At 46.9% G+C, this 12,185-nt stretch carries 11 protein-coding genes; 9 read left to right on the top strand and 2 right to left on the bottom strand.

The genetic code is table 11. The features are described 5' to 3' along the window. The first annotated feature begins 40 nt into the window (after nt 1–40). The 6 genes from AC4E8D_RS25500 (at nt 41) to AC4E8D_RS25475 (ending at nt 6,458) form a co-directional block, all read left to right on the top strand. Nucleotides 41–709 carry a succinate dehydrogenase cytochrome b558 subunit gene (locus AC4E8D_RS25500; RefSeq protein ID WP_036605792.1) on the top strand — a complete coding sequence of 223 codons (669 nt, stop codon included), beginning with the start codon at nt 41–43 and terminating at the stop codon, nt 707–709. 43 nt (nt 710–752) lie between these two features. Then, the gene (gene sdhA / locus AC4E8D_RS25495; protein ID WP_221821002.1) at nt 753–2,495 is read left to right on the top strand and encodes a succinate dehydrogenase flavoprotein subunit; all 1,743 of its coding nucleotides are present in this window, start codon (nt 753–755) and stop codon (nt 2,493–2,495) included. 458 nt (nt 2,496–2,953) lie between these two features. Beyond that, nucleotides 2,954–3,718, top strand: coding sequence for a succinate dehydrogenase iron-sulfur subunit (sdhB, locus tag AC4E8D_RS25490; protein ID WP_036605794.1), 765 nt, complete (start codon nt 2,954–2,956; stop codon nt 3,716–3,718). A gap of 175 nt (nt 3,719–3,893) precedes the next feature. Next, entirely contained in the window at nt 3,894–4,868 is a 975-nt protein-coding gene (locus AC4E8D_RS25485; RefSeq protein WP_221821001.1) for a metallophosphoesterase, read from the top strand. A 57-nt stretch (nt 4,869–4,925) separates the two neighbouring features. Next, nucleotides 4,926–5,657: a metallophosphoesterase family protein gene (locus tag AC4E8D_RS25480; protein ID WP_221821000.1), complete on the top strand. Its 732-nt coding sequence runs from the start codon at nt 4,926–4,928 to the stop codon at nt 5,655–5,657. A 168-nt stretch (nt 5,658–5,825) separates the two neighbouring features. After that, nucleotides 5,826–6,458 carry a GNAT family N-acetyltransferase gene (locus tag AC4E8D_RS25475; RefSeq protein ID WP_221820999.1) on the top strand — a complete coding sequence of 211 codons (633 nt, stop codon included), beginning with the start codon at nt 5,826–5,828 and terminating at the stop codon, nt 6,456–6,458. A 445-nt stretch (nt 6,459–6,903) separates the two neighbouring features. Here AC4E8D_RS25475 and AC4E8D_RS25470 read toward each other — a convergent pair whose 3' ends face one another. Beyond that, nucleotides 6,904–7,713, bottom strand: coding sequence for a histidinol-phosphatase (locus AC4E8D_RS25470; RefSeq protein WP_221820998.1), 810 nt, complete (start codon nt 7,711–7,713; stop codon nt 6,904–6,906). Nucleotides 7,714–7,743: 30 nt separating this feature from the next. After that, nucleotides 7,744–8,646 carry a LysR family transcriptional regulator gene (locus tag AC4E8D_RS25465; RefSeq protein WP_036605798.1) on the bottom strand — a complete coding sequence of 301 codons (903 nt, stop codon included), beginning with the start codon at nt 8,644–8,646 and terminating at the stop codon, nt 7,744–7,746. A 457-nt stretch (nt 8,647–9,103) separates the two neighbouring features. Here AC4E8D_RS25465 and AC4E8D_RS25460 point away from each other — a divergent pair, with 457 nt between their 5' ends. The 3 genes from AC4E8D_RS25460 to AC4E8D_RS25450 all read left to right on the top strand — a co-directional run bounded on the left by AC4E8D_RS25460 (nt 9,104) and on the right by AC4E8D_RS25450 (nt 12,162). Beyond that, the gene (locus AC4E8D_RS25460; RefSeq protein WP_211082998.1) at nt 9,104–9,562 is read left to right on the top strand and encodes a chemotaxis protein CheX; all 459 of its coding nucleotides are present in this window, start codon (nt 9,104–9,106) and stop codon (nt 9,560–9,562) included. A gap of 56 nt (nt 9,563–9,618) precedes the next feature. Then, nucleotides 9,619–10,392: an SDR family NAD(P)-dependent oxidoreductase gene (locus AC4E8D_RS25455; RefSeq protein ID WP_221820997.1), complete on the top strand. Its 774-nt coding sequence runs from the start codon at nt 9,619–9,621 to the stop codon at nt 10,390–10,392. A 396-nt stretch (nt 10,393–10,788) separates the two neighbouring features. Then, nucleotides 10,789–12,162: a DEAD/DEAH box helicase gene (locus tag AC4E8D_RS25450; protein WP_221820996.1), complete on the top strand. Its 1,374-nt coding sequence runs from the start codon at nt 10,789–10,791 to the stop codon at nt 12,160–12,162. Nucleotides 12,163–12,185 lie beyond the last annotated feature (23 nt).

Genomic DNA, 12,185 nt, shown 5'->3' with positions numbered 1-12,185 from the left:
TATGAAAACGTTGTATTTAGCGAAAGGGGATCGACATTTTATGAAAGGGTTTTACTCCAGAAAGCTGCACTCCTTGCTTGGCGTCATTCCGCTCAGTCTGTTTTTTGTTGAGCATTTGGTGACGAACTTCACGGCAGTTGAAGGCGGCAAAGAAGCTTTTTACGGTGCCGTTGCATTTCTGAACGGTTTGCCTCTTGTTATTGTAATTGAGGCATTACTTATCTGGCTGCCGTTGTTCTATCACGGTGTTTATGGTCTTTACATTGCCTATCAGGCCAAGCCTAACGTTGGGCGTTACGGTAATGAGCGCAACTGGCGCTACACGTTACAGAGGGTAAGCGGTATTATTACGTTTGTATTTGTCATCTGGCACGTATGGGAGACGCGAGTACAGATTGCGCTGGGTAATGTATCCCATGAAGAGATTGGCGGCGTTATACATGATGCGGTAACGAATCCGATAACCTTTGCGATATATATGATCAGTGTGGTTGCGGCGTCATATCACTTTGCCAATGGTCTGTGGTCGTTCCTCGTTAGCTGGGGAATCACAGTTGGTCCGCGTGCGCAGCGTGTATCCTCTTACGTATGTATGAGCTTGTTCGCTATTGTTTCCATCATGTTTATTGCTTCACTATTTGCTTTCCGGAGCATTGATTTCCAGACAGCTACTTCGATGATTGACGCAGTAAAAACAGTTCTAATTTAAGCATTTAGCGTATAAATGCTGACTTATAAGGGAGTGAACAGCAATGGCATCAACGAATGTAATTATTGTGGGCGGCGGTCTCGCAGGCTTGATGGCGGCGATCAAATCGGCTGAAGCCGGAGTCCATGTTCATTTATTTTCACTGGTTCCTGTTAAACGATCCCACTCTGTATGCGCACAAGGCGGCATTAACGGAGCGGTAAATACTAAGGGTGAGGGTGACTCCCCATGGGTACACTTTGACGATACGGTATACGGCGGTGACTTCCTTGCGAACCAACCTCCTGTTAAAGCGATGTGCGAAGCAGCACCTGGCATCATTCACTTGATGGACCGTATGGGCGTAATGTTCAACCGAACACCAGAAGGTTTGCTTGATTTCCGTCGTTTCGGGGGAACGAAGCATCACCGTACGGCGTTTGCCGGAGCGACAACAGGACAACAATTGCTCTATGCATTAGACGAGCAGGTACGTCGCTGGGAAGCAGCCGGACTGGTTACGAAATATGAGAACTGGGAGTTCCTGCAGGCGGTTTTGGATGATGAAGGCGTATGTCGCGGGATCGTGGCTCAGGATCTGAAAACGATGAAGGTACAGACCTTCCCGGCAGAAGCGGTTATTCTGGCGAGTGGTGGTCCGGGTATCATCTTCGGTAAAACGACCAACTCTGTAATTAACACAGGTACAGCGGCAAGTGCGGTGTATCAGCAAGGTGTAAACTACGCCAACGGGGAGTTCATTCAGATTCACCCAACAGCCATTCCAGGGGATGACAAGCTACGTCTCATGTCTGAATCCGCGCGTGGTGAAGGTGGACGGATCTGGACGTACAAAGACGGCAAACCTTGGTACTTCCTTGAAGAAAAATATCCATCCTACGGTAACCTGGTTCCACGTGATATCGCGACTCGTGAAATCTTCAGTGTCTGCGTAGACATGGGTCTGGGTGTGAACGGTGAGAACATGGTTTATCTCGATCTGTCGCACAAAGATCCGAAGGAACTGGATGTAAAACTCGGCGGAATCATTGAGATCTATGAGAAGTTCATGGGTGATGACCCGCGTAAAATCCCAATGAAAATTTTCCCGGCAGTCCACTATTCCATGGGCGGTATGTGGGTAGATTACAACCAAATGACTAACATTCCGGGGCTGTTCGCAGCTGGTGAATGTGAATATCAATACCATGGTGCGAACCGTCTGGGTGCAAACTCACTGGTATCTGCGATCTATGGTGGTATGGTGGCAGGACCAAAAGCGGCTGAATATATCAAAGGACTAAAAAAATCGTCCGCCGATATCCCATCTTCCGTATTTGAGAAACACACCAAACAACAAAGCGACAAATACGAAGGCATCTTGAAAATGCAGGGCACGGAGAATGCCTATGTCATTCATAAAGAGCTTGGCGAGTGGATGACAGCCAACATGACGGTTGTACGTTACAACGACAAGCTTGAAGCCACGATTGGCAAGATCAAGGAATTGAAAGAGCGTTATGGCAAAATCAACATGTATGACAGCTCCGGTTGGAATAACCCGAGCGCAGCATTCACTCGCCAACTGTGGAACATGATTGAATTGGCAGAAGCAATGACTCTCGGCGCACTGCTGCGTAATGAAAGCCGCGGCGCGCATTACAAACCGGAATTCACGGAACGTAATGACGAAGAGTTCCTGAAAACGACAATTGCGAGCTGGTCGAAGGAAGGCCCGAAAATCTCGTACGAGGAAGTAGACGTATCTCTGATCCCACCACGTATCCGGGATTACTCCAAGGATTAAGAAGTATCACACTATTCATGTAATGAATAGTTAAACACCTGAACGGAGAGGCAGGAGAACTTTGAAGAAGCAGAGCTTTTTCAAAGTTACTGCCATCAACGTGAGGGAAATGCCCAGAAGAAGCAAGCGCTTAGCGATGGTTCAGAACTTCAATACTGCCATCCACAATGAATTGGAGAGCAGTTTCCAGCAAAGTGACCCTGTATGCACGACGTAGCGGAGGAAGCGGAAATGCCCAGAAGAAGCGAAGCTGAAAGCTTTCTGAAAGAAAGCTACTTCGAAAGCATACTCTTCGCCTTTATCACCGGATTTTAACCCTGGGAAGGGTTGATCAAAAAAATCCGGGGATAACAGCGATCAGAGGGGCATTCCGCTGACGAAGCGTCTCCCGGGCACCAAACCAGTAACTTTGCGCATCAGCAACACCAATCATCGTCACCAGAGGAGGGGACAACGATATGGCGGAACAAGCTACAGCCAACAAAACCGTCAAGTTTATCATCACCCGTCAGGATAGCCCGGAGTCATCTTCGTACAACGAAGAATTTGAGCTTCCGTACCGTCCCAACATGAATGTGATCAGCGCCCTGATGGAGATTCAGCGGAACCCCGTCAATACAGATGGCAAATCCATTGCTCCCGTGTGCTGGGATTCCAACTGTCTCGAAGAAGTCTGCGGTGCCTGCTCTATGGTCATCAACGGCAAGCCACGTCAAGCATGTGCAGCCTTGATCGACAAGCTCGAACAGCCCGTTCGTATCGAACCGATGAAGACATTCCCGGTGGTTCGTGACTTGGTCATCGACCGTAGCCGGATGTTTAGCGCCCTGAAACGCGTAAAAGCATGGATTCCGATCGATGGTACCTATGACCTTGGTCCAGGTCCACGGATGCCTGAGAAGAAGCGTCAGTGGGCATACGAGCTGTCCAAATGCATGACATGTGGTGTATGTCTGGAAGCATGTCCGAACGTCAATGAGAAAACAGACTTTATCGGTCCAGCAGCACTGTCCCAAGTGCGTCTGTTCAATGCTCACCCTACAGGAGAGATGAACGCCGACGATCGTCTGGAAGCATTGATGGAAGACGGAGGCATTGAGGGCTGTGGTAACTCACAGAACTGCGTGCAATCCTGTCCAAAAGGCATTCCACTGACAACCTCCATTGCCGAAATGAACAAACAAACGACCAAGCATATGTTCAAACGCTGGTTGGGAGTTTAATCTCGTCATAACATGTGCAGAAGTGTAATCTGCAACTTAGAAGAAGTCGTGATCCCGTGCAGCAACATGCCGGAGATCCCGGCTTCTTTTTGTGATGAAGCAGAGGAACCGGGCTATCCATGCAGAATATGGTATACTAAGGGGATGGATTAAGAGCGTAGAAGGAGGGGGAGATATGGCAGAGACACCGCGTCAGGGCAGCAACAACTCGCCGTCCCAGCGCTCGCACAAAGCACCAGGTGCAGAAGAGTCTGTGTTTCCTGGAGAAGAAAAGGATCATGATCCCTCTCGCCGAAGTTTCTTATTGCGTATGGTTTTGATGACAGCAGGTGCCAGTTTGCTCACAGGAGGTTATGCCTGGCTTTGGGAGCCGCGTCGTCTGGAAATCAAGCAAGTGGAACTGAAACTTCCGAAGTTTCCAAAGGCATTTGACGGTTTGCGTGTAGTTCAGTTCAGTGATGCTCATCTTGGTTTTCATACTGGGGTGAAAGAGATGAAGAAGCTGGCAGCAACGATGGAGCAGTTGCAACCAGACTTGATTTGTTTTACCGGAGACATCGTCGAGAGGGAAGCAGAGCCGATGCGTGAATGTATTCCGATACTCGCCTCCATGCAAGCCAAGTATGGCAAATTTGCTGTTTTGGGGAATCATGATTATCGGGGCGGACAGCAGAATGAAGTGACAACCATGTTTCGTGAAGCCGGATTCACTTTGTTACGGAACGAACATGTGGTGATTAAACAAGGGGGCGAACGTCTGGCCATAGCTGGTCTGGATGACGCACTTACAGGCAGGCCTGATCCTGCGCAAGCCATCAAGGGATTGGATCATGATGTGTGGAAATTGTTACTTATGCATGAACCGGATTATGCCGATATTGCCACTCCCTATGGTTTCGGATTACAACTTTCCGGTCATAGTCATGGTGGACAGGTACGTTTCCCCTGGATCGGGGCACTGACAACTCCGCGAGGTTCACACAAGTATGTTCAAGGGTTGTATTACACGGATGTTCAGGGGGTATATTACACCACCCAGACACAGATGCCAGTGTATGTGAATCGTGGTTTTGGCATGACTCAACTGCCCATTCGTTTTCTGTGCAGACCAGAATTAACGGTGTTTGAGCTTAAAGGATTAACCACATAAAAGAATATAAGATGAATGTAAAACATAAAGGATTTAACATGAATGGAGGTTATCCAGATGGAACGAATTGCGATTGTATCCGACATTCATGGCAACATGACTGCCTGGGAAGCAGTGTTAGGAGATATCCGAAGTCGTGGCGTGGAGCGAATCTTTTGTCTTGGTGACCTCGTGGGCAAGGGGCCAGAACCAGTACAGGTTGTGGATCAGGTGAGAGCGACGTGTGAACTTGTTATCCGTGGCAATTGGGATGAACTGGTTGCGGTTAACCAAGACAACGAGAACTTTACGTGGCAAGCAGAGCGGCTGGGTGAGGAACGATTGGCTTACTTGGCGGGCCTACCCTTCAGTCATCAATTTCAACTGAGTGGTCGCACCATCCGTCTGGTTCATGCTTCACCTCAAAGTGTATACCATCGTGTACAGCCGTGGGACGCGATGGAAAAGAGGTTGGCAATGTTTGATCCTCCGGCTGATGAGCCTGAGCAAGGTGTTGCAGATGTTGTAGGTTATGGGGATGTGCATAACGCATACTTGCAGTATATGAACGGCAAGTTACTGTTTAATGCAGGCAGTGTTGGTAATCCACTCGATCTTCCCCAAGCTTCCTACTGTATTCTGGAGGGTGAAGACTGCAACGATAACAACACCCCATTCAATGTTCAATTTGTGCGGGTGCCTTATGATATTGAGCGAGAAGTACAGGTTGCGCAGTCGGCGAATGTTCCTGCATTGGATTTCTATATTCGTGAGATTCGTACGGGTATCTATCGTGGGCTGCAGGAGTAGTCAGCATCTGGACCTTTTAGCGTGAGAAATTGAATGATGCAATATATTAATACTAAAATGCGAATACTAAAGTTCGTGGATCAGTTCAAATGGTATTACGCCGGATCATCTTCAGAGCATGCTTGTCTTACCGGACTAGAGCCCGTTTAGGCAAAAGGAGCGATTGTCATGCTTACCCGAAAAATGCTGGTTCAAGGTCTGCCGGTTTTGTGGACAGAGCGTCTTGTCCTGCGATCATTACGTCAAAGTGATTACAGCACATTATCGGAACTCTTTTCCGATCCTCAGGTCATAAGATATGTGAATAGGGGAAGCCAGCCCACGCCAATCAGGGCGAGACGGTTATTGAACCAGATACGGAGCAGTAGTGCCAAGCTGGATTCGTTACATTATGGGATCTGCTGGAGAGGCAAGGAACAGGTGATTGGGATCACCTCATTCCAGCACTGGAATGATCAGAATGGTACCGCACAGATTGGTTATATCCTGAACAGGTCCTGTTGGGGCAAGGGTGTGGCTACCGAGGCGGTACAGCGGCTGCTGCAGTTTGGATTTGACGATCTTCATCTGGGGAGGGTGGAAGCACGTTGTTATGAGGCCAATGTATCTTCACAACGGGTGCTAAGCAAAATAGGGATGTCTTATGAGCGGTCTCTTCCCTCGTTTGGACTGCATGATGAGGATGACGAAGGATCAGAATCCCTGATGGATGTTAAAGTGTACAGTATGTACCGGGAACAATACGCCCGCCCTCTTCAGGAAAAAGACCTGCAAACCCTGGTATCTGACAAGCCGCAATGACATAGAGTAAGAGTAGTCAAACGTGAATGAATCGAACTTCAATCATTTGTTACACAATTGAAATATAGCTGCAATTGAACTCTAACAGACAGGGGGTAAACTTATCTCATGACCCCCTTTTTGATAATAGATAATGCTGTTGGGACCCGCGCGAGCGGGTTCATTTTTTTTGCCCATATAAGTTAACTGTGAAGTATTTACACTGGCCACTCCGATGACAGAATAACCCTTCGATCGCTGTTATCCCCAGATTCTTTGATTCCCTTTTGAAAAGGGTAAATCCGGGGATAAACGCGAACACTTCGTTTCTTCTGGTTATTTCTGTCCTCTCCGTTATCGTGTAAATATGTAGTTTAACTTTATATAATATTTTTTATTTAGAATTAAACCCAAAACCCCCACTGCGCTTGTTAACGCTGTGGGGGTTTCTATGTGGTCCTATATTTTACAGTGATACAACCTGCATCTGTTTCTGCTTGAAGTATACCCAGTCGGTGAATCCGATCTCCTTGAGACGTGTACGAACGTCATCCAGCTCGTCTGCAACGCGCTGTGGTTTATGAGCGTCCGATCCAAATGTCACCTTCACTCCATAATGATGGGCGCGTTCCAAAATGGCATCTGAAGGGTACCAGCCTCCGCTGAGTTTGGTTTTGCCAGATGTGTTAATCTCGATCGCTACGTTGGATTCTGCAATGACCTGCAACGTTTCATCAATAGCCTGATCAGCGATAATTTCGGAGAAAGGTGGATAATTTCCTTTCATTGCATCAATGTGTCCAAGAATCTGGAACATACCACTCTGAGCCGATTGCCGGATCAATGAATAATAACTCTCTTTCACTTCAACTTTGCGAGCATCGCTCAGTCCTTTCCACCGGGTTTTGTTGAAGATACTCACATCCTCGGTATGATGAACTGAACCGATAATATAGTCAAAAGGATACTGTCCCAGTGTGGTACGGTACAATTCTGCATAAGCAGGGAAGTAGTCGGATTCAATGCCGAGCAGTACATCGATTTTACCAGCGTACTCTTCTTTCAAAGCAAGGACTTCTTCCACATAATGCTGCAATTCCGACTTGCCCATTGCGATCCGGGGAAATGCCTGCTCAAGCTCACTGCCAAAGTATGGCGTATGATCCGAGATACCGATGGCCTGAAGTCCTGCCTTAATACCTGCCTCTATATAATCGCGGATGTTGCCGTCTGCGTGACCACAACGAAAATGATGTGTATGAAGATCAAATTTCATATGGAATCCTTCCTTTCTCATGGCTCATAGTCATTCTGAACTGATGAATTGAGTTTCCGGCATACCTTTGAGGTCACTTATGAATTGCTGCATCGCTGAATTAAGGTACCGACTGGACTTATAGATGACACCAACAGGATGACTGACCTCCAACTCACTTAAGGGTATCATTCGCAATGTACCTTGACGCAACTCATGCGCAACAGATTGTTTGGAGATGACAGCTGCTCCGAGATCAATCTCGACCATCCGTTTCACTTCTTCGCTGCTAGACAACTCCATTACAATATTAGGTTCAATGTTATGTTTCTTGAAGATGGTTTCCGTAAACCGTCGGCCTACTGTGTCAGGGGACAGCAGAATCAATGGTGTACTGCGGAGCACATCCACTGCAGCATGTTTTTTCTTCGCCAGCGGATGGGAAGGCGATACAACGAGTTCAAATGTGTCATAGTACAGCACAGATGTATTCAGGTTGGGATTACGCTCCGTGAGATAACCGATACCAATATCAACCAGACCATTCTCGACCTGGGTATAGATCTGTGATGAAGGAAGGGATTGGATACTGGTTTTGATCAGCGGGAATTGATCTTGGAAATAGGATAACACCCTTGGCAAGATCTGAATCGCAATGGAAGTTGTTGTGCCTAATACGATACGTCCCTGAGGCGTTTCATCGAGATCGGACAATTTTTGTTTCAACTCATCAACGATGTCGAGCATCCGTTCAGCGTGCTCCAGGAATACCTGTCCACGGTCTGTCAGGGTAACGGGTTGGTTCCGATCTACAAGAACGGTGCTGAATTCGTCCTCCAGACTTTTGATCTGGGCTGAGACGGCAGGCTGGGTCAGGTTCAGAAGTTCTCCCGCTTTGCGAAAGCTCATCGTTTTGGAAATGGTAATTAGTGTCTCCAGTTGGCTTATGTTCATAGGTGACCTCCTTGCAGGCAAAATAACTTGATTATGTAGTGTTTGGTGCGATGTAATCCCGTAACTGGTTATTGTTCCGTTATCTTAAATTATAGGTGATTCAGGACAGCAGAGCAATGAAGGTAATTCTCAGGATCAAAAGTAGTTCAAGAGACTGTGAAAAAAACGCGAATACAAGAATTTGATTTTTTTAACAGTTGTGAGAAAACAGTAATAAAGTCCTAAATGCCTTTTACCACGCACAATGAACGAAAATCTTTCTTCAAAAGAAGTAAAAAGCTCTGTTTATTCGCTAGAATCAGCTATAAACATTTGCCCCACGGATGACGATAAATTATAGTACACATGGTTTAACGAATTCTTAATGAATTCTTGTACGTGATAAAGTATAATAAATTTAATGAATATGGGACTTTTGGTGTGTGACCAATAACCCAGTGTGAGGGGGACATAGACAGTGAAAGCGGAAGTGATTAATCCTTTCCTGGAATCGGCACGGAACGTATTCGAACAGCTCATCCAGGTTTCGCCTTCCACCGGGAGTCTTGGCGTGAAAAACGTAGAGTACATTGCAGACCATGTCTGGATCGTGATCGGAATGACCGGACAACTTAGCGGAAACATTGTATTTGGAATCAATGAACAAGTTGCATTGAAAATTGTATCTGCGATGATGGGTGGTTTTGTCATTACAGAAATGGATGAAATGAGCAAAAGTGCGATTTCCGAACTGGGTAATATGATCAGTGGTAATGCCAGCACCATCCTGTCGAATCAGGGGGTTGTGGTCGATATTACACCTCCACAAGTAATGAAGTCCGAACACCTGACTGCATTTAGTGCAACGAAAGCACTGAGCATTCCTTTGCTGATGGACGGCATTGGTGAGATGGATATTCAGGTCATGATCTCGTAGAATAGAACCATACGCCTCAAAAGGCAATATGTGTTCAATACGGGAGGACATCACGGATGCTGAAAGATAAGGTAGTGTTTATCACAGGTGCATCGAGTGGTATCGGTGCGCTGTGTGCGCAGATGCTGATAGAAGAAGGAGCCATCCCAATTCTGGCTGCCCGTTCACGGGACAAGCTGGAAGAGATTGGTGCCTCGCTGAAAGGGCAGCATGAATTACTCACACTTGATGTTACGGATAGTGAGCAGGTTCAGGCAGCTGTGGATGCGATATTGCATAAATACGGACGAATCGACATTTTGCTGAACAACGCAGGTTACGGGAAATTCGCAGCGATGACTGAGATGTCTGTACAGGAATTCGATGAGATGATGAACGTTAATTACATGGGCATTGTCCGCTGCACCAAAGCAGTGCTTCCACAAATGCTGGAACGTGGCAAAGGTCAGATTGTGAACGTGGCCTCCATGGCTGGCAAAATTGGTACCGCCAAATCCGCTTCCTATACAGCTACGAAACATGCTGTACTCGGATTTAGTAATGCGCTGCGTCAAGAGCTTCGCAAGACTGGCGTCATGGTGACAACGATTAATCCAGGTCCGATTGATACACCATTTTTCCATCGGGCTGACCCTTCTGGCAATTATGTGAATAATGTACGCTGGATGATGTTGAAACCGGAAGACGTTGCGGGTCATATGATTCGGGCGATGAAAAAACGCAAGGAAGAAGTGAACCTGCCAAGACTTGCTTCTGCTGGCATATGGCTGTACCAGCTATTTCCTCGTCTTGCAGATCGATTGTCGCACGGTGTAATGAATCAGAAGTAAATGTGATACGAGGCATCATATACGGAATGAAAGAAAGGCTCCGCCGAGGGGCTTTTCTTTTTTTTGGCGTGTATATATACAATTCTGGAATAAGATTTGGTACACGGGCTTTTTTCGCATATAATGAAAGGTAATGTGATGACAGGCTTCGGTTTTATACAAGCAACTTATATGTTCAACTAAACTTTTTACACAATAGCGGAGAGGACAGAAATAACCTGAAGAAGTGAAGCGTGCACCTTTATCCCCGGATTTTTCCTTTTGGAAAAAAGGAATCAAAGAAATCTGGGGATAACAGTGATCGGAAGGTTGTTCTGTCCTCGTAGTGTCAGTGTAATTACTCATTAGTTGAACTTATATAACATCAAAATGAATAAATTAAAAGGATGGACATACATGACGAATCAAACATTTGCTTCAATTGGCGTGGAACAGGATCTGGAGGCCATTTTGGCGAAACATGGCATTAACGAACCTTCACCTGTACAGGCTCAGACGATCCCGGTTATTTTGGAAGGCCGTGATGTCGTATCCAAATCCCAGACGGGAACAGGAAAAACGCTGGCATATCTGCTGCCACTGTTACAATCCATCAAAATGGATATCAAAGGTACGCAGAAACTCATTATTGCACCTACGCAAGAGCTGGCGATGCAAATTGTACGTGAAGCGCAGCGTTATGCGGAAGAACGTAAGATCGGTGTATTGGGTCTAATTGGTGGTGCAGCGGCTAAACGTCAGATCGAGAAGCTGCGTGAGCATCCACAATTGGTTGTGGGTACACCGGGACGACTGAAGGAATTGATTACACTCAAAAAACTGAAAATGCACAATGTTTCCACCATTGTTATCGATGAAGCGGACCAAGTGTTCCAACTTGGCGGCGTAAGTGACGTAAACTTTGTACTCAAGAGCGCATTGCGGGACCGTCAGTTGATCTTCCTGTCAGCAACCATTGATGAGCATACGGCTGGACTCGCCAAGCGTGAGATGAAAGAGCCTGTTCAGATCGGAATTGAACCGGATCGAGCTACGGCTGCGGGCCTTGAGCATTATTATTTTGTAGAAGAAAACCGGAACAAAATTGACATGCTGCGTCGTCTGGTTAGACAGTACAATCCGGATCGGGCAATCGTATTTGTGAATGCAACCGAAGATATTGGTGAAGTTGAAGCAAAAATGAATCATCTGGGCTTGTCCGCTGCTGCGCTGTATGGGGATGCTGACAAAGTGACCCGCAGTAACGTATTGTCTGCCTTCCGTAATGGAAAACTCCAGTTGCTGATTGCCAGCGAAGTCGCTGCCAGAGGACTGGATATCGAAGGCTTGCCAATGGTCATTAACTATGACCCTGCCTTTGACTCGGAGCACTATGTTCACCGTGCAGGTCGTACAGGCCGGATGGGACGTTCGGGTATCGTTTTGTCCATTGTGGATGAAACACAGATCTTTATTATGCGTAAATTCGCACGCGAACTCGGAATTGAACTGTCAGAACGTGTACTCTTTGGTGGTAAAGTACTGGAGGCTGACCCGCGTCCGGACACGCGGCCTGAGGGACATTCGTTCTCCAGAAAACCAGGACAATCCAGAGATCGCAAACCAGGGCAGGGCAATCGTGATGGGGGAACTAGAGCTACAATCTCCAATTCGCGTCCAGCAGGTAACAAACCAACGAGTAATACAGGCCGCACGGAGCGCGACCAGGATCGTAAAAACAAAGGAGCACCCAAGTGGAGTAAAGACAAAACGCCACGCTCCGAAGAATAGAATCTGACGAAAGGGGTGCAGGG

Source organism: Paenibacillus sp. SRL342, assembly GCF_984798905.1.
The sequence above is the reverse complement of the archived record's forward strand: the minus strand, read 5'-3'. Positions and strand labels throughout refer to the sequence as shown.

Coding starts and splice junctions, on each gene's coding strand:
- sdhB (WP_036605794.1), top strand. CDS start 2,954: ATGGCGGAACAAGCTACAGCCAACAAAACCGTCAAGTTTATCATCACC.
- AC4E8D_RS25480 (WP_221821000.1), top strand. CDS start 4,926: ATGGAACGAATTGCGATTGTATCCGACATTCATGGCAACATGACTGCC.
- AC4E8D_RS25450 (WP_221820996.1), top strand. CDS start 10,789: ATGACGAATCAAACATTTGCTTCAATTGGCGTGGAACAGGATCTGGAG.
- AC4E8D_RS25470 (WP_221820998.1), bottom strand. CDS start 7,713: ATGAAATTTGATCTTCATACACATCATTTTCGTTGTGGTCACGCAGAC.
- AC4E8D_RS25500 (WP_036605792.1), top strand. CDS start 41: ATGAAAGGGTTTTACTCCAGAAAGCTGCACTCCTTGCTTGGCGTCATT.
- AC4E8D_RS25465 (WP_036605798.1), bottom strand. CDS start 8,646: ATGAACATAAGCCAACTGGAGACACTAATTACCATTTCCAAAACGATG.
- AC4E8D_RS25455 (WP_221820997.1), top strand. CDS start 9,619: ATGCTGAAAGATAAGGTAGTGTTTATCACAGGTGCATCGAGTGGTATC.
- AC4E8D_RS25485 (WP_221821001.1), top strand. CDS start 3,894: ATGGCAGAGACACCGCGTCAGGGCAGCAACAACTCGCCGTCCCAGCGC.
- AC4E8D_RS25475 (WP_221820999.1), top strand. CDS start 5,826: ATGCTTACCCGAAAAATGCTGGTTCAAGGTCTGCCGGTTTTGTGGACA.
- sdhA (WP_221821002.1), top strand. CDS start 753: ATGGCATCAACGAATGTAATTATTGTGGGCGGCGGTCTCGCAGGCTTG.